18 protein-coding genes are annotated in these 15662 nt (G+C 68.3%); 10 read left to right on the forward strand and 8 right to left on the reverse strand.

Annotated elements, in window-relative coordinates:
* Positions 1–136 precede the first annotated feature (136 nt).
* Together ACQE3M_RS05100 and ACQE3M_RS05105 are read left to right on the forward strand one after the other, a co-directional pair.
* Positions 137–1495 carry a carboxypeptidase-like regulatory domain-containing protein gene (locus ACQE3M_RS05100; protein ID WP_430504388.1) on the forward strand — a complete coding sequence of 453 codons (1359 nt, stop codon included), beginning with the start codon at positions 137–139 and terminating at the stop codon, positions 1493–1495.
* Positions 1496–1561: 66 nt separating this feature from the next.
* Positions 1562–2251 carry a type IV pilin domain-containing protein gene (locus ACQE3M_RS05105; RefSeq protein WP_430504389.1) on the forward strand — a complete coding sequence of 230 codons (690 nt, stop codon included), beginning with the start codon at positions 1562–1564 and terminating at the stop codon, positions 2249–2251.
* A gap of 26 nt (positions 2252–2277) precedes the next feature.
* Here the strand turns inward: ACQE3M_RS05105 and ACQE3M_RS05110 are convergent, their stop codons facing one another.
* Positions 2278–2901 (reverse strand): methyltransferase domain-containing protein, encoded by a 624-nt coding sequence (locus ACQE3M_RS05110; protein WP_430504390.1) that lies wholly within the window; start codon positions 2899–2901, stop codon positions 2278–2280.
* Positions 2902–3038: 137 nt separating this feature from the next.
* Between ACQE3M_RS05110 and ACQE3M_RS05115 the strand changes: the two genes are divergently transcribed.
* Positions 3039–3833, forward strand: coding sequence for a DUF6663 family protein (locus ACQE3M_RS05115; RefSeq protein ID WP_430504391.1), 795 nt, complete (start codon positions 3039–3041; stop codon positions 3831–3833).
* Positions 3834–3867: 34 nt separating this feature from the next.
* Here ACQE3M_RS05115 and ACQE3M_RS05120 read toward each other — a convergent pair whose 3' ends face one another.
* On the reverse strand, positions 3868–4998 hold the full coding sequence (locus ACQE3M_RS05120; protein ID WP_430504392.1) for a hypothetical protein: 1131 nt from the start codon (positions 4996–4998) through the stop codon (positions 3868–3870).
* A gap of 171 nt (positions 4999–5169) precedes the next feature.
* On the opposite strand from ACQE3M_RS05120, the gene ACQE3M_RS05125 reads away from it, so the two are divergent.
* Positions 5170–5466: a DUF7536 family protein gene (locus ACQE3M_RS05125; RefSeq protein ID WP_430504393.1), complete on the forward strand. Its 297-nt coding sequence runs from the start codon at positions 5170–5172 to the stop codon at positions 5464–5466.
* On the opposite strand, the gene ACQE3M_RS05130 is transcribed toward ACQE3M_RS05125, so the two are convergent.
* The gene (locus tag ACQE3M_RS05130; protein WP_430504394.1) at positions 5463–5747 is read right to left on the reverse strand and encodes a winged helix-turn-helix transcriptional regulator; all 285 of its coding nucleotides are present in this window, start codon (positions 5745–5747) and stop codon (positions 5463–5465) included. The two genes, ACQE3M_RS05125 and ACQE3M_RS05130, sit on opposite strands and share 4 nt — an antisense overlap.
* A gap of 623 nt (positions 5748–6370) precedes the next feature.
* Here ACQE3M_RS05130 and ACQE3M_RS05135 point away from each other — a divergent pair.
* Positions 6371–6679: an EMC6-like membrane protein gene (locus ACQE3M_RS05135; RefSeq protein WP_430504395.1), complete on the forward strand. Its 309-nt coding sequence runs from the start codon at positions 6371–6373 to the stop codon at positions 6677–6679.
* Positions 6680–6681: 2 nt separating this feature from the next.
* Positions 6682–8502, forward strand: coding sequence for a ribosome biogenesis/translation initiation ATPase RLI (locus ACQE3M_RS05140; RefSeq protein ID WP_430504396.1), 1821 nt, complete (start codon positions 6682–6684; stop codon positions 8500–8502).
* A gap of 66 nt (positions 8503–8568) precedes the next feature.
* Here ACQE3M_RS05140 and ACQE3M_RS05145 read toward each other — a convergent pair whose 3' ends face one another.
* The 3 genes from ACQE3M_RS05145 to ACQE3M_RS05155 form a co-directional block, all read right to left on the reverse strand.
* Positions 8569–9018: a DUF7979 domain-containing protein gene (locus tag ACQE3M_RS05145; protein ID WP_430504397.1), complete on the reverse strand. Its 450-nt coding sequence runs from the start codon at positions 9016–9018 to the stop codon at positions 8569–8571.
* A 127-nt stretch (positions 9019–9145) separates the two neighbouring features.
* A complete protein-coding gene (locus ACQE3M_RS05150) occupies positions 9146–10051 on the reverse strand; it encodes a rhodanese-like domain-containing protein (RefSeq protein ID WP_430504398.1) in 906 nt (301 codons plus the stop codon).
* A 78-nt stretch (positions 10052–10129) separates the two neighbouring features.
* The gene (locus ACQE3M_RS05155) at positions 10130–10651 is read right to left on the reverse strand and encodes an archaemetzincin family Zn-dependent metalloprotease (RefSeq protein ID WP_430504399.1); all 522 of its coding nucleotides are present in this window, start codon (positions 10649–10651) and stop codon (positions 10130–10132) included.
* A gap of 30 nt (positions 10652–10681) precedes the next feature.
* Here ACQE3M_RS05155 and ACQE3M_RS05160 point away from each other — a divergent pair, with 30 nt between their 5' ends.
* The 3 genes from ACQE3M_RS05160 to npdG all read left to right on the forward strand — a co-directional run bounded on the left by ACQE3M_RS05160 (position 10682) and on the right by npdG (position 12891).
* Positions 10682–11212: a UPF0146 family protein gene (locus ACQE3M_RS05160; RefSeq protein ID WP_430504400.1), complete on the forward strand. Its 531-nt coding sequence runs from the start codon at positions 10682–10684 to the stop codon at positions 11210–11212.
* A gap of 48 nt (positions 11213–11260) precedes the next feature.
* Positions 11261–12124, forward strand: coding sequence for a TIGR01548 family HAD-type hydrolase (locus ACQE3M_RS05165; RefSeq protein WP_430504401.1), 864 nt, complete (start codon positions 11261–11263; stop codon positions 12122–12124).
* A gap of 98 nt (positions 12125–12222) precedes the next feature.
* Positions 12223–12891 carry an NADPH-dependent F420 reductase gene (gene npdG, locus ACQE3M_RS05170; protein WP_430504402.1) on the forward strand — a complete coding sequence of 223 codons (669 nt, stop codon included), beginning with the start codon at positions 12223–12225 and terminating at the stop codon, positions 12889–12891.
* Between the two features lie 935 nt (positions 12892–13826).
* Here the strand turns inward: npdG and ACQE3M_RS05175 are convergent.
* Positions 13827–14486: an HAD family hydrolase gene (locus ACQE3M_RS05175; protein ID WP_430504403.1), complete on the reverse strand. Its 660-nt coding sequence runs from the start codon at positions 14484–14486 to the stop codon at positions 13827–13829.
* A gap of 142 nt (positions 14487–14628) precedes the next feature.
* Between ACQE3M_RS05175 and ACQE3M_RS05180 the strand changes: the two genes are divergently transcribed.
* On the forward strand, positions 14629–14934 hold the full coding sequence (locus tag ACQE3M_RS05180) for a MazG-like family protein (protein ID WP_430504404.1): 306 nt from the start codon (positions 14629–14631) through the stop codon (positions 14932–14934).
* A gap of 38 nt (positions 14935–14972) precedes the next feature.
* On the opposite strand, the gene hisH is transcribed toward ACQE3M_RS05180, so the two are convergent.
* Complete coding sequence (gene hisH / locus ACQE3M_RS05185) at positions 14973–15632, reverse strand: imidazole glycerol phosphate synthase subunit HisH (protein ID WP_430504405.1); 660 nt, start codon at positions 15630–15632, stop codon at positions 14973–14975.
* Positions 15633–15662 lie beyond the last annotated feature (30 nt).

The raw sequence follows: 15662 nt of genomic DNA on the forward strand, positions 1-15662 counted from the left end.
CGGCAAAACGCTTTCCATCGCCTGTGATCCAACGAAAGCGACGGTGGGCCGTGGGTTCCGGAGCTCACGGACGGCGGGGCACGGCGGATCCAGCGAGTAGGTGGATTTTTGCGCCCCGCCTGTTCACAATACGACGATGAAACCCCTCCCCGTGCTGCTGTCGCTGCTGTTGCTCGCAGCGCCGGTCGTCGCCGCGGTCGGACCGATCGACGGCCACGCCGGCGAGGTCGCCGGTGTCGCCCCCGCCGACACCGCGGCAGCGTCGTCAGCGGACGCGACGACCAACGACGTGACGGCCGCCGGCGACGACGTGACGGCCGCCGGCGACGACGGGACAGTAGTCGGCGACGTCGCCGCACAGGGGACCACCAACGGGACGAGCATACAGAACGAGACTCCGCCCGGTTACAACGTGCTGTCGCTGCCGCCGGACGCGGACACCGCCTGGAGCATCACCGGCCATAGCGCGAACCTGGGGCCCGCCAGCGAGCTCGAGGTGATGCGCACGACCGGTCGGATGCAGACCGAGGAGATCCGCGCGAACGTCGAGCGCGCGTCGTCGCTGGAGGAACGCCAGCGGCGGATCGTCGCCGCCGAGAGCAGCATCCGGCAGGCGGAGGTCAGCCTCCACCAGCGCCAGCGACGCGCCATCGAGGCGCACGCCGCCGGCGAGATCAGCGACGAGGAGCTGCTCGTCGAGCTCGGCCGGATCGCGCTCCGCGCCGAGATCCTCGCTGACCGCCTGGACGTTGTAAAGAACCTCGCGGACGAGACGGAGGGCTTCAACCTGGCGACGGAGAACCTCCAGCTCCGGCTCGCCGTCTACCAGGGGCCGATCCGGTCGCACGCGGTCGACGTCGCGCGCGGCGAGGCCGCCCCGAACCGCGTGTTCGTCGAATCCACGACCGACGGGCTGGTGCTTGCGACCATCGTCGACGGCACGTACGTCCGGGAGGTGTTCCGCGACGACAAGTGGGACCGCGGCGCGAGCGGCTTCGAGGACGTCTCCGACGCACGCAACGTGACCACGTCGGCGTACCCGAACATCGCCGACTCCGATACTAGCACGCTGGGCTCCGGGACGCCGGTGCGCGTCACCCTCAACCACGACCCCGGCCAGCTCCGGACGTTCGTCAGCGCCGGCGACGGGGGCGTGTTCGTCGAGCACCAGACCCGTGATCTGGAGAAGTTCACCGAAGGCGAGACTCTGAACACGACCCAGGACGGGCTGAACCTCACCATCGAACGGACCTACGCCGGCGGCCCAGTTCGCGTTACCGTCGTCGACACGGAGACCGGCGATCCGATCCAGGGCGCGACCGTCACCGTCGCCGCCGACCAGGGCGAGAGCACGGAGGTCGGGACGACGAACGAGGAGGGCCAGCTCTGGATCCTCTCGCCCGGCGACTCCTACCGCGTGACCGTCATCGACGACCCGCGCGTCGCGCGCCTGACCGGCATCGAGCCCATGACGCCGCCGCGAGTCGAGGAGTAACGGCGGCGCCCGCGGCCGGCGCGCTGCTGGGCGTATCCTTTTATCCTATCCCGCGCCAGACGGCGTGTGACGCTGAAGTCGACGGTGGCGGGGATCACGGCGGGTATCACGGCGGCGGGGATCACGGTGACCTGGCCGCCGGACGTGGCCGTCGCACGCGACGCTCGCAGCGACGTGGAAAGCGACAGCGCCGACATCAGCACCAGCGACAGCGTCGGCGACAGCACTAGCGACAGCGCCGGCGACAGCACCAGCGACAGCAACGCCCACAGCACGATTGCGACCCACGAACAGGGCGACGCCGACCGCGCGATCGCCCCGATCGGGACGATCCTCCTCGTCGCTATCGCCGTGATCCTCGCCGCGGGCGTCGGGACGGCGACGTTCGGCGGCGCGCCGCTCCAGGAGCCCGCGCCGACCGCGTCGCTGTCGCTATCGGCCGACGGCGACGAGCTCACGGTCCGCCACCTCGGGGGCGACGCGCTCGACGCCGACGAGCTCCGACTCGAGGTGACCGTCGATGGCGACCCGCTCGCCCACCAGCCGCCGGTCCCGTTCTTCTCCGCGACGGGATTCCGGCCCGGGCCGACCGGCGCGTTCAACGTCGCCGGCGACACGACGCTGTCGCCCGGCGAGACGGCGTCGTTCCGGATCGCCGGCACGAACTCACCGCTCCCGTCGGCCGGCGATCGCGTCGCGGTGACGGTGTACAGCGACGGCTATCGGCTAGCGCAGCTCACGGCACGCATGCGATGACTGCCCGGCAAAAGCGGCGCGGCGGCTTACTCCTCGGGGACGGTCGCGACCGTCGTGATCGCCTTCGGGCTGCCGGGTTTCGCCTGCTGAATGTGGTGCTCGTACGAGGCGAAGCCGGCTTCCTCGAACATGCGGTCGGCCTCCTCCTCGTCGTAGAACAGCATGATGGCATCCGCGACCTTCTGCATCAGCTTCGAGTTCGGGTAGTCGGGGCCCACCACGAGGACGGTCGATCCCGGTTTCGCGACGCGCCGGATCTCCGCGAGCCCGTCGACGGGGTTGGGCCAGTACTCGATGGAGCCGGACGACCAGACGGCGTCGAAGGAGTCGTCGGCGAACGGCAGCCGCTCCGCGTCGCCGCGGTAGAAGTTGACCTCGCCGTGCTTGCCGAAGCGCTCGAACGCGCGCTCCATCTGGTGGACGCTCTGGTCGAGTCCGTGGACGTCGTCGGTGTACTGGCGCAGGCCCTCGGTGCCGAAGCCGGTGCCACAGCCCACGTCGAGGACGCGGTCGCCCGCCTCCACGCCGAGCCACTCCAGCGCCTCGTCGCGCATTTCCTCGTTCCACACGAAGGGGTTGATCTCGTCGTACACCTTCGAGAGATACTTGTAGAACAGTCGGGCGCGACCCTTGTCCTCGAGGAGTCCCATGCGTGAACGCGACTTGGGCCCCGTGGGTCATAACGGTGCGGATCGGACGACAGGACCGCCGCCGGGGGCGACCACGGTGCCCGTGCCCGCCGCCGCGACTCCGGCCGCTTATCCCGTCGCGCGCGCTACGAGCGTCCATGCAGTCGACGACCGACCGATACCGCGTCCACGGCGAGCGCCCGGACGACGAGCCCGGTGCCGCGGGCGACGAGCTGGTCCTGATCGAGGTCCCTGACGAGCCGATAGCCCCGGACGACCCCGGCGCGGCCGACGCCTACGAGCCGATCTACGTCGCCGGCGACGGCTACGAGGGCGAACTGGCCGACGACGTGGCCGCGCTGGATCCCGGCTACGTCGTCGAGGCAGCCCTCGACTGGACCGACAGCACGGCCCGGTTCGAGTCGGTCGACGTCGTGCGCGAGACGCGCCTGTACGTCGCGGACGACGTGGAAGGGATGTTCGAGGCCGCGACGGACGCGTGGCAGGAGGCCCGCGCGGCGGGCGAGGCGCTGGTGTCGCGGACGACCCGGAGCTCCGACGGCGACCCCAACGGCGCGCTTTATCTCTTCGCTGACGGCCCGAACCAGGACACCCTCGCGGGTATGGAGCGCGGTGCCATCCCCATCGAACCGCTCGTCGGGCGCGTGAACGCCCGCCGCGACGACGACCAACCGCGTGCCGTGTTCCTGCTCCGCCCCGCCGCGCACGACTTCGTCGCCGTATACGTCGTCTTCGACCGCGACGGCGTCCTCGCGCGAACGGTCATGGACACCTACGGAATCGGTGGCGGCCTTGCCGACGAACTCGAAAGTGCGGGGCCGGTGGGCGAAGGCGGCGAAGGCGACGAAGGCAGCGGAGGCGGCGCCGACGCCGGCGGACAGGTCGGCGCGAACGAGGCGTTCGACCTCGACGACAGTCTGCGTAACCTCTGAGCGCGGCGTCTCTTTCTCCGTCCCGTTCTCTGTTTCATCGACCCGGTCGATGCTCGGGGGCGGCGATAAAGTCCGCGAGCGCTTCGGGGTCGGGATCGCGGGCCTGCGTGACGTAGTATGAGGCCGCGGCGTTGCCCAGCGCCAGCCCCGCCTCGATGGGCCAGCCCGCCCCGAGCGCCGTCGCCAGCCCCGCGCCGAAGCGGTCGCCGCCGCCGGTCCACCGCTCCGGTCCCTCGATGGTGAGGTTCGGGATCTCGACGACGCCGTCGTCCGTCGCCGCCGCGGCCTTCGGGCGCGCGTGCATGACGACTGCGCGGAGTTCGCCGGCCTCCCGGAGCGCGAGCATGCCGTCGTCGTCGACGACGCCCCGCTGGTCGGTCCCGGCTGGCTCGCCGTCGGCGACCACGCTCGCCAGCTCCCGGAGCTCCCGCCGGTTCGCGTTGAGGACGACGTCGTAGGCGTCGCCGAGCCGGGCGAGCACGTCGAGCAGGTCGCGGAGCGCGGCCGGGTCGCTCCCGACCACGTCGCCCGGGTCGAGGACGAAGATCCCGTCGGCGTCGTGGTCGAGCGCGGCGTCGGCGAGGTCGCGGAGCGCGGTCGGCATGTTCGGGAACGAGACCCAGTTGCAACAGCAGCACACGTCGGCGTCGAGTCGCGCGCCGAGGTCGGTCGCGGCCGCCCGCACGTCGTCGAAGGTCCACGAGAGGATGTCGCCGGACTCCTCCGCGAGCATGAGCGCGCCGTCGACGAAATCGAGGATGCGGACCGTCGCCGGCGCGCCCATCGAGCGCGTCGGGAACGGGAACTCGGGCATCGCGGGCGCGTCGAGGTGGCCGAACAGCGTCACGTCGGCGCCGAAGCCGTGGGCGCCGAACGCGAGGTTCACCGCCTGGCCGCCGGGTTCGCCGACCTCCGGGACGATCCGGAGCGACTTGTGCTCGCCGCGGGCGATGGACTCGCCGAGCTGCTTGCGGGAGGGTGGCGAGCGGCCCTCGCCGATGGGCCCTGCGGCACCGGTTTCGACGCGACACTGATAATCGACGGAGCCGTCGGGCAGCGCCGTGATACTGGGCGATGGGGGTGCCTCGCGCAGTTGCTCGACGAGCGTATCGTACACGACGTCCGGCTCAGCGACGTTCTCGGTGGCGTCAGCGTTCATCGTCATCAATGGTGGTCGGTCGTCGCCGGCTCGCGGTCCACGGACCGTTCGGTGGGGAGCCACTTGAGGGCTGTCGCCGGTCGGGGACTTCTGGGCGCGTCGACCGCTGTGGGGGATTTCCTTCGTTCGCGCACGCGAGGCGACGCACCTATGTCGGATCGGCGGCAAGACGCGGCCGTGACGGAGGATACCCCCGAGAAACCGCCGATGCTCGCGCTGTTAGAGCGGTGCGGCCTGTGGCGGAACGCGAAGGTCGGCCTCGCGGTCGGTGTCGCGGTCGCGGTCGCGGCCTACCTCGTTCGCGCCCTGGAGCTGTTCGGCCCGCTCGCGGGGGCACGGCAGTACCCGATCGTCGGGCCGGACGCCTGGTTCCTGCTGCTGGCGTTCGTGCTCGCGGTGACGTTCGGAATGCTGGTTACCGCTGCGCTAACCGTCCGAACGGCAGTAAAAGAGACAAAGCAGTTGCGTCGCTAGTCGGCGCAGGTGGCTTCCTCACCGTCGCTGGCGGTGAACTCCTCGGCCGGCTCGGTCAGCTGGTACAGGTTCTGGCGGGCGTCCGCGAAGTACACGTCTTCGGTCACCAGCGAGATGCCCTCCAGTCGCTCCAGCGCGTAGCGCACGGTGCGAGCGGAGAGCATCGTCTCCTCCGCGATGCCCTTCTGTGTCAGCGGGCCGTTGTACTCCAGTACTTTAAAGACGAGTTTGGCACTGGGCGGCAGGTCGTCCAGACTCTCTTCCTGTTCCGTGGCAGCCATCACTACGATTCGAAACCGCACATGGCCATAAATGTTCATGGAATTCGTCCCCATGACCCCCGGAAATCGGGGTTTATTACACGATTTCCGGCCTGTTGCGGTGAAATTGGCCGGGAGTTCATCCTCCAAACTGACCAGTCAGTCAGGAGATCGGGGGTGGTTCAGCTCGCGCGCGCTTTTACCATATCCTGGATAGGTTCCGACAGCAACATGACCCACGTCGAAGCCGATCGACCCGCCAGCGACGCCCCGGTTCCCCTCCGGTCCACACCTCGGCGGTCGCGACCGGGAGGTGACTGCCGCACGGTCGCGAACCACCGCGACTGCGATACAACCGCGACTGCGGTACAACCGCGACTTCGATACAACCGCGACCGCGACGGACCCCGCGCTACCCGGGTTTATTTATAAGTACGAGCGGGTAGCGACCGGGCTCGCCGGCAACGTCGAGCGACGTCGCCGGGGACGGCGGCGTCGGCGACGGCCGCGCCGGCCGCTCCCCTCCACCACCTCGTGGAATCCCTCGCCAACGCACCGCAGTTCCCGGTGGACGGACGCGCTCCCCGATTTCTACGCGTCGACGGAACGAACGCCTTTTTACGGGCGCCAGCGGAGGGATCCGTATGAGCGACGAACCGGGGATCTCTGAACATGCACGCGGCGTGGTCGTCACGACGATCGCCTGCCTCGGCGGGATCGCGGCGGCGATCGTCTCGGCTGCCTTCGTCGGGACGACGCCCGAGGCGGCGTCCTCGATGACCTCGCTGGCCGTGCTGACAGCGTTCATCCTCGTCGAGATACCGGTGATGTACATGGCCGGCGTGGACATCACCGAATTCGGGGCAAAGGACAACCTCTACGTGGCGTTCATGACGTTCACGCTGTGGTTCATCAGCTACGCCGTGCTCCTCTCCTCGAGCGTCCAACTGTAACTATGGCCGACGACAGCATCGCAGTGGTCGACCTCGACCGCTGTCAGCCCGACCGGTGTAACTACGAGTGCGCCAACTACTGCCCGCCGAACCGCACGGGCAAGGAGTGTATCACCATGCGCGGCGAGGAGGCCGAGGAGGGCGACCCCGACCAGATCCACATCTCCGAGGAGATCTGCCTCGGCGAGACCTGCGGTATCTGTGTCGAGAAGTGCCCCTTCGACGCGATCGAGATCATCAACCTCCCCTCGGAGCTCGAGGACGACCCCGTCCACCGCTACGGCGAGAACGCCTTCGCGCTGTACGGCCTGCCGGCGCCCCAGCCCGGCGGCGTCACCGGCATCCTCGGGCCGAACGGCATCGGGAAGTCCACCGCCGTTCACGCACTGGCCGGCGAGATGAAGCCGAATCTCGGCCAGCACGCCGACGAGCCCGACTGGGACGCCGTCCTGGACCGCTTCCGCGGGACGGAGATCCAGAACTACCTCGAGGGGCTGCGGGAAGGCGAGGTCACCGTTTCCCGCAAGCCGCAGTACATCGACCAGATCCCCAAGCAGTTCGAGGGCAACACCCGTGACCTGCTCGAGCGCACGGACGAGCGCGGGGCCCTCGACGAGCTCATCGAGCGGCTCAACATCGGCCCGGTGATGGACCAGCCGATCGACTCCATCTCCGGCGGCGAGCTCCAGCGCGTCGCCATCGCGGCGTGTCTCGCCCGCGACGCCGACTTCTACTTCCTCGACGAGATCACGCCGTACCTCGACATCGGCCAGCGGATGACCGCCGCGCGCCTCATCCGCGACCTCGCCGACGACGAGGAGACCGAGCGCTCGATGCTCGTCGTGGAGCACGACCTGGCGATCCTCGACCTGCTCGCGGACACGCTCCACGTCGCATACGGTGAACCCGGCGCGTACGGCGTCATCACGGACCCGAAGTCCGTCCGCAACGGGATCAACGAGTACCTCACGGGCTACCTCGACAACGAGAACATGCGCATCCGTGCCGAGGAGATCACCTTCGAGGAGCACGCCCCGCGCGTCTCCACGAAGGGCGACCCCCTCGTCGACTACCCCGCCCTCTCCAAGTCCTACGGCGAGGGCCAGTTCGACCTCGAGGTCGAGGCCGGCACCATCTACGAGTCCGAAGTGCTCGGCGTCGTCGGGCCGAACGGGATCGGGAAGTCGACGCTCGCGAAGATGTTCGCGGGTTCGATCGAGCCCGACGAGGGCTCCGTCGACTTCGACATGGAGATCGCCTACAAGCCGCAGTACATCGAGATCGACCAGCACATGCGCGTCGACGCGTTCCTGCGGTCGATCACGGACAAGTTCGGCACCTCCTTCTGGAACACGGAGATCGCCGACCCGCTCCAGCTCAACGCGATCATGGAGCAGAACCTCTCGGACCTCTCGGGCGGCGAGCGCCAGCGCGTCGCCATCGCGGCGTGTCTCTCGAAGGACGCCGACCTCTACGTCATCGACGAGCCCTCGGCGCACCTCGACGTCGAGCAGCGCGTCCAGGCGACCAGCGCCATCCGGCGCTACGCCGAGAACCACGACGCGACGGTGATGGTCATCGACCACGACATCTACATGATCGACCTGCTGGCCGACCGCCTGATGGTGTTCGACGGCGAGCCGGCCCGGCACGGGCGTGCGAAGCCGCCCCAGGAGATGCGCGAGGGGATGAACGACTTCCTCGCGGACCTCGGTATCACCTTCCGCCGCGACGAGCGGACGGGGCGCCCGCGCATCAACAAGCCGGAGTCCCAGAAGGACCGCGAGCAGAAGAAGTCCGGCGAGTACTACTACTCGGTCTAGTCCGCGTTCGGCGGCGGCTCCCTTTACCTGCAACCTTGCCCATCAGCTGCATTTAACAGGAGAGATTCACTCCGCGAAGTCGGTCGTCCAGTATCGATAGGAACCGGCACCCACGGCGAGGATCCCGAACAGCACGAGCAGCGACTGTACCACGCGGTCGACGCCGAGGGAGCTGCCGCTCAGCGTGCGAAGCAGGTAGTACTCGGACTCGTATTCGACGTAGTAGGTGGTCTCCTCGTCACTGTATCGGAACTCGGGGGCGGCGTTCTCCTCGCCGTAGGCCGTGTACCGTCCCGCAGGGGAGTTCACGGCCTTTCGGAAGACAGTCCGTCCTGCCGTGGAGAGGTTTTCGTAAGCAAGTACCTCGCTCTCGGCTGGAACGGTTGACTCGTTCACGCGTTCAACGCTGTGTTCGTACGCGTTCTCTCCGGCGTGTGGAAACACTGCGACTCCGCCGATGATGAACCCAATTCCGAGAAAAACGAGCCCGAGAGCGTAGATCGGAGTCCGTGTCACTGGGTGGAAACTGCCCCGCGATCGTAAATGCTTTCTCCAAAGACGACGCGGAATCAACGACTCCGCTGGAAAGCGACCGAAGTAGTCGAACGCCGGTTTAAAAAGCCAGTAGCGGATTCGCGGGGTTTCAGTCCGACCCGGTGATCGCCCCGTCCGCCAGCTCACCGAGCGGCGCCGTCGTCGCGAACGCCGGCGTCGACACCGACACCGGGGTCTCCTCGGTCACACCGGAGAACTTCAGCGTGACCTCGAAGGAGCCGTCCGCCCGAATCGGCGCGGCCTCGTACTGCCGGGCGGCCTCGGCCCAGACGTACTCGCCGGCGTAGCTCGCGCCGACCGACCCTTCGAGGACCCACTCGGAGATGCTCTCCTGGTCGCCGTCGCCGAACGACGTGCCGCTCATCGGGTTCCCGCGAGCGGACCACTCGCCGAACCCCTCGTCGATGGCGTAGACGTTCTCGAAGCCGGCCTTCTTGAGCCCCGCCGCACGGAGCGAGGAGAGGTGGTGGGGGCACCCGCAGTAGGTGACCACGCGGTCGCTTTTGTCCCAGCCGTCGATGCCGCCGCCGTCGGACTCGCGCTGGGCCGTCGAGAGGACGCTCCCGTAGACGTGGGCGTGCTCGTACTGGGGTACCCCGCGGGCGTCGACGAAGCGGGCTTCCGACCGGTAGAACCACTTCTCGGCGACGTCGATGGGGACGAGCGTGATCGCCTCGCCGTTTGCGCCGACCGTGTCGAACTCCGACTCGTCGACGTCGGGTGCGGCCGGCGGGTCGGGGAACTCGGGCGGGAAGCCGTCGGCCGGGTTCTCGTCGGCCGGGTAGTCGCCGTTGGCGACGAAGGACGCGTCGAGGGTACCCGTGTGCTCGAAGGGGGCCTCGTTGCCGCTCGATTCGGTGCTCGTCGACGACCCGGACGCGTCGGTCGCGGTCGGTGTCGTATCGCCGGAGTCGGTGCTGGAGGAGCCGGAACAGCCGGCGACGGCGCCGGCGAGGCCGGTTGCGGCCGCGGCGAGGAATGGACGACGCTTCACGTTGCCCGCGCTAGTCGACGTGTGAGTAAAACCCTGACGTTGGGCTCCGGCGGCTTTCGGATCGGTTGCGCGGAAGCGTCAGTGAACCAGCCGCGAGCAGGTGCCACAGAGGTTCTCCTCTTTCACGTCGACCTCGCGGACCGTCGGGGAGAAGGACATGACGCACTTGTTGTTGTCGCAGTGTTCGAGCCCGAGGGTGTGACCGATCTCGTGGACGACCTCCTTCCGGACGCGGTCGGCGAACACCTCGCTGGCGGGCTTCGACGTGATCCCGCCGTCGGAGGAGGTCTGGAGCCGGTAGGTGGAGATGACGGAGCCGTTGCCGTTGAGGTACGCCAGGCCGAAGACGTAGTTGCGGCGCCGGTAGAACAGGTCCCGGTCAGTGATGCCGATGTTCTTCTCGCCGGTTCCGACCTGGTCGACGACCTCGATGAGGTCCTCGGCCCGGTACTGGCCCCGACCGTCGTCGTACGCGCCTGCGGGGACCTCCTGCTCGTCGTGGAGAGTCACGTCGCAGTCGTAGACAGACCGGAGCGCGCCCGAGGCTTCCCGCTTCACCCGCGCGGGAACCTCCCCGACAGGCACGATGTCAACGAGCATAGCCATCGTTATGAATCGGGCGGTGATAAAATGTCCGCCGTGAGCCCATCAGTTCCCGCCGAACTCGTCGCCGCCCTCTCCGGGTTCGACGCCGCGCTCGAGGTCGGAATCGGGCGCCGCACGACCGCCGCGAGCCAGCTTGCCGACCGGGGAACGAGTGTCGTCGCCATCGACGTCGACAGCGACGCCGCCAGCGACGTTCCCGAGGGCGTCGCGTTCGCCGAGGCCGACGTCCGCGACCTCGCGGACGCCCCGGATCCGGTCGCCGAGCTCCGCGAGCGGGTGGTCGAGGGCGGAAGCGATTCGGACCCCTCGAGCCTGACTACGGTCCCTCCCGCGTTCGACCTCGTGTACGCCCTGAACCTCCCCGCGGAGCTCCAGCGGCCGACCGTCGCGCTCGCTGAGCGGCTCGGCGCCGGCTGCGCGTTCACGACGCTCGGGTTCGAGGAACCCGTCGTCGACGTCGAGCGGCGGACTGTCGGCAGCGACACGCTGTACGTCGCCGCTGGCCGGGGGTCGGGCGCCGGGGCTCTCGACGCGCTCGATTCGGGGGGTCGCTGACGCCGCGCACCCGGAACGGTTTTTTCTCCGGCCCTCCCCCCTGCAGTCATGCAGGTCGACGCAGTCGTGCTGGACATCGACGGCGTGCTCGTCGAGGTCAGCGAGTCGTATCGCCGCGCCATCGTCGAGTCGATCGACCACGTCTACGGGGAGACGATCGACCGTGAGGCCGTCCAGCCGTTCAAGGACGCCGGCGGGTTCAACAACGACTGGGAGCTCACCTACGCGGCCGCGCTCTACGTGCTGGCGACCCGCGAGGGGCTCCACCAGGAGGTCGAGGAGTTCACCGACCGGGTCGCCGAGGCCGGCGGCGGGCTCGAGGCCGCGAAGCAGGTCGTCAGCGACCTCCCGAGCGTCTCGCAGGCCCGCATCCGCGACCAGTGGGACACCGACCGACTCCACGACGTGTTCCAGGCGCTGTACCTCGGGTCGGAGCTCTACCGCGAACTGGAGGGCGGCGAGCCCCCCGTCGAGACCGAGGGCTACATCCACGACGAGCCGGTCCTCGTCGACGCCGAGACGCTCGAGGCGCTCCAGGACCGCTACGCCGTCGGCGTCCTGACCGGCCGCCCCGCGGCGGAGGCCGACATCGCACTCGATCGCGTCGGCCTCGACGTCGCCGACGAGCACCGCTTCACGATGGACGACTGGGAGGAGGGGAAGCCGCACCCGCACGCGCTCACGACCCTTGCGGAGCGGTTCGACGCGGACCGGACGGCGTTCGCGGGCGACACCCTCGACGACGTCCGGACCGCGCGCAACGCGGACGAGGACGACGCCGGGCGCGTGTACTACGGCATCGGCGTGCTCACGGGCGGGTTGACCGGCGAGGAGGGCCGGCGGAAGTACACCGAGGTCGGCGCGGACGCGGTCGTCGAGGACGTGAACGAGCTGCCCGAGCTGCTGGAGTAGCTCTTTTCGGTCGGTTGCCGTGTGCCGCTGCCGCGGCGACAGTGGCGAGGACGGCCGGTCGCGCAACGCTTACCTGCCGCCCGGTCGGAGTACGGGACATGCGAATCGCGTTACTCGGCGGCACCGGCGACATCGGCGAGGGGCTCGCGCTCCGCTGGGCGTACGACGGCACCCACGAGGTCATCATCGGCTCCCGCGACCCGGAGCGGGCGCGGACCAAGGCCGACGAGTACGAGACGGAGCTCGACAGCCGCGGCGTCGAGGCGACGGTGAAGGGCTTCGCGAACGAGATGGCTGCGGACCGTGCGGACGTCATCGTCCTGTCGATCCCGCCGTATCACGTCGGCGACACGGTCGAGGAGATCGCCGGCAAGCTCGACGATGACGACGTCCTCGTGACGCCCGCGACGGGCATCAAGCGCGACGACGAGGGGTTCCACTACCACCGCCCGAACGCCGGCAGCGTCACGCGCATCGCCGCCGACGCAGCGCCCGACGAGGTCCCCGTCGTCGGCGCGTTCCACAACCTCGCGGCCGACCGCCTCGCGAACCTGGACCGCGACCTCGGGATCGACACGCTCGTCGTCGGCGACGACGCGGACGCCAAGGAGATCGTCACCATGCTCGCCGAGGAGATCGAGGGGCTCCGCGCGCTGGATGCCGGCGGCATCGCCAACGCGCCCGAGATCGAGGCGCTCACGCCCCTGCTTATCAACGTCGCGCAGAACAACGAGAACATGAACGACCTCGGCGTCGAGTTTAAATAGGGAACGGAGCCCGAACCGCGGGTTTGGGCTGTTGTGCTGGTTTCTGGATGTTTTCTTTATAATTGTAGTCGGTTATCGTTGCCAGCGACACTATTCAGCGTGTTTTGAACCCCGGACGCTGAGTGCTCGCATTTATAAACAAACTCGGCCATCGTCACCGTCGATACCACTCAGCATGCCCAGAAAGCCCCAGCCGCTGACCGGTCGCGCTGCTCGCTGCGCTCCTCTCGGCTCACTCGCTGCGCTCGTTCGCCGTTGCGGTGCTAGCTTCGCAGGGCGTCCCGCGCAGCGGCTGCCCCTTTCAGTCCCGCCCCGGAGTGGTGGCCGGGCGTTGTGCGCGGCGGCTGGCGAGCTGTCGCGGCGGCGGCGCGGTCGGCGCGCGCGAGCAACGCGTGCGAGGGAGGGCGGGGCGCGCCGAGCGGTGCGGAGCCGGCGCGCCCCGGCCGAGGTTGGGGAGGGTCGAGGCTTGCGGTAGCTGGGCGGTCGCGTTGCGGTCGCCGTTGCCGTCGCGGTTGCGGTCCTGGCGGACTGAAAGGGCGACGGCCGCTCGCGCCGGAGGGGAGTCGCTGAGACAGGCACTATCTGCGCGGGCGGTGCGGAGAGCGCAGATATCCTGCTCAGCGACCGCGAGCGGCCGAGGGCTTTCTGGGTGTTCGCGGTGCTGGCAAGAGCAGCAGCGTCTGCACCTGTGGATCCAGTTTATAAGCAAGAGCGGCCGAGGGCTTTCTGGGTGTTTGCGGTGCCGTCAAAAGTAAGACCGTCTCACCTGTTCAAACCTGTTTATAAAGGGCGGCAGTGGGCTTTCGACTCGCCCGTGATGCAATCGGTCGTGAAATAGCTTCACTATCTAAAAACCGTTTATAAAGAATCCCCGATTGACAGCGTTGCCACCAGCAACCGCGAAAAGCCTACACCTCCCTACACGACGACCCGCGTTACGGTTCGCAGATGTCGTGCAGGTCTTCCAGATCGTCGATGATCCAGGTGGGCCAGACGTTGAGGTCCCAGTCCTCGCGGTGGGGCCGGCGGATGAACGCGGAGTCGATCCCGGCGTTCTCGGCGGCCTTCACGTCGGACTCGTTGTCGCCGACGAACAGCGCGTTGTCGGCGTCGAGGTCGGCCAGGGCCCGGTCGATGTAGTGGGAGTGGGGCTTTCGCAGGTCGAGGCTTTCGATGGTCGGCGCGCGGCCGTAGGCCGTGCCGAACTTGTCCGCGACGTCGAAGTGTTCGAGCACGAAGTCGACGGTCTCCTGTTGGTTCGAACTGACGACCCCCATCGACGTGTCGAGGTCGTCCAGCGTGTGAATGTCGTCGTACGGCGTCTTCCGGCCGGCACGGGCCTCCTCCTGCTGTGCGAGGGAGAGCGTGCGGTCGCGGTCGCGCCAGAACGTGTCGGCGTCGAGGCCGTACGTGCTGCAGACGGCACTGACCCGCTCAGGGGTCGCGCCGATCGTCATGTCTTCTACGTGGTCTGGGTCCGGATCAGTCACACCGAACTTCTCGAATGTCTCCTGGGTCGCATCCCGAAGGACGTCAAAGCTCGTCCGACCGAACAGGACACCGTCGTTATCGAAGACGACGGTATCGTACGTCATACCTGACATAGCGCACTGGCACTGATAAACGTTTCAGTCAGGGTATTCGCGCACAATCCTCCCTGAGGGCGCCTCAGGACTCGATATACGGCCGATCCCGCTTCCGTAACACTTAGTCGGCCTGACGTTCCGAGTCAGCGCCATGGACCAACAGGATCAGGTCGCGGCCTTCCTGGCCGACCACGAGATGGAGGCACCCCTCCCCTACCGACTGCTCGACCTCGCCAGCGAGGTCGGCGAGCTGGCGAAGGAGGCGACCACGAGTACCGACTACGGCGCCGACCCCGGGGCGATCCAGATCGCCGACGACGAGATCGGCGACGCCCTCTTCGCGCTGCTGTCGGTCGCGGAGGCGGCCGACGTCGACGCGGACGACGCGCTCCAGCAGTCGCTCGCGAAGTACGAGCGCCGGATCGAGGAGACTGGAGAGGCCGGGTCGGGGGAATAAGGAGCGAAAACGAGCCGTGACGCGCGGTGATGGACGACCTACTGCTCGGCGCAGTACTCGACGAAGTTCCGCAGAATCCGCAGCCCCGTCTCGCCGCTCTTCTCGGGGTGGAACTGCGTCCCGAAGACGTTGCCGGCGTCGTTGGCGACGACGGCGGGGAACTCGACGCCGTAGTCGGTGCTCGCGACGACCGCCTCCGGGTCGTCCGGTGCCGCGTAGTAGGAGTGGACGAAGTAGGCGTACTCGCCATCGACGCCGTCGACGATGGGGTGGTCGCGCTCGACCGAGAGCTCGTTCCAGCCCATGTGCGGGACCTTCTCGTCGACCTCGAAGCGGACGTTTCTCCCCGGAATCAGGTCCAGCCCGCGAACGTCGCCCTGGCCCGCGTGCTCGGCTTCCTGGCTCGACGTGAGCAGCATCTGCATGCCGAGACAGATGCCGAACAGCGGCTGGCCGGACTCGGCGACGTCGACGAGCGCGTCGCGGTAGGGGCCGGCGTTCTCCATCCCCTCGCGAAACGCGCCGACGCCGGGGAGGACGACGCCGTCGGCGTCCGCAAAGTCGGCCGGGTCGTCGGTGATGGTGACCGTCGCGCCGGCGCGCTCGAGGCCGCGCGTGGCCGACCGGAGATTACCGAGTCCGTAGTCGACCACCGCGACGTCCGCCAGCGACTCCTCGGGTGGCTCGGGAATGCTCATACGCACACGAGACCCCCCACCGACAAGCGT

The organism is Halosubterraneus shenae (genome assembly GCF_050510935.1).
Taxonomy (GTDB): Archaea; Halobacteriota; Halobacteria; order Halobacteriales; family Haloferacaceae; genus JBDGPU01.

Coding starts and splice junctions, on each gene's coding strand:
- ACQE3M_RS05165 (WP_430504401.1), top strand. CDS start 11,261: ATGCAGGTCGACGCAGTCGTGCTGGACATCGACGGCGTGCTCGTCGAG.
- ACQE3M_RS05135 (WP_430504395.1), top strand. CDS start 6,371: ATGAGCGACGAACCGGGGATCTCTGAACATGCACGCGGCGTGGTCGTC.
- hisH (WP_430504405.1), bottom strand. CDS start 15,632: ATGAGCATTCCCGAGCCACCCGAGGAGTCGCTGGCGGACGTCGCGGTG.
- ACQE3M_RS05160 (WP_430504400.1), top strand. CDS start 10,682: ATGTCCGCCGTGAGCCCATCAGTTCCCGCCGAACTCGTCGCCGCCCTC.
- ACQE3M_RS05130 (WP_430504394.1), bottom strand. CDS start 5,747: ATGGCTGCCACGGAACAGGAAGAGAGTCTGGACGACCTGCCGCCCAGT.
- npdG (WP_430504402.1), top strand. CDS start 12,223: ATGCGAATCGCGTTACTCGGCGGCACCGGCGACATCGGCGAGGGGCTC.
- ACQE3M_RS05100 (WP_430504388.1), top strand. CDS start 137: ATGAAACCCCTCCCCGTGCTGCTGTCGCTGCTGTTGCTCGCAGCGCCG.
- ACQE3M_RS05110 (WP_430504390.1), bottom strand. CDS start 2,901: ATGGGACTCCTCGAGGACAAGGGTCGCGCCCGACTGTTCTACAAGTAT.
- ACQE3M_RS05175 (WP_430504403.1), bottom strand. CDS start 14,486: ATGACGTACGATACCGTCGTCTTCGATAACGACGGTGTCCTGTTCGGT.
- ACQE3M_RS05120 (WP_430504392.1), bottom strand. CDS start 4,998: ATGACGATGAACGCTGACGCCACCGAGAACGTCGCTGAGCCGGACGTC.
- ACQE3M_RS05140 (WP_430504396.1), top strand. CDS start 6,682: ATGGCCGACGACAGCATCGCAGTGGTCGACCTCGACCGCTGTCAGCCC.
- ACQE3M_RS05180 (WP_430504404.1), top strand. CDS start 14,629: ATGGACCAACAGGATCAGGTCGCGGCCTTCCTGGCCGACCACGAGATG.
- ACQE3M_RS05115 (WP_430504391.1), top strand. CDS start 3,039: ATGCAGTCGACGACCGACCGATACCGCGTCCACGGCGAGCGCCCGGAC.
- ACQE3M_RS05155 (WP_430504399.1), bottom strand. CDS start 10,651: ATGCTCGTTGACATCGTGCCTGTCGGGGAGGTTCCCGCGCGGGTGAAG.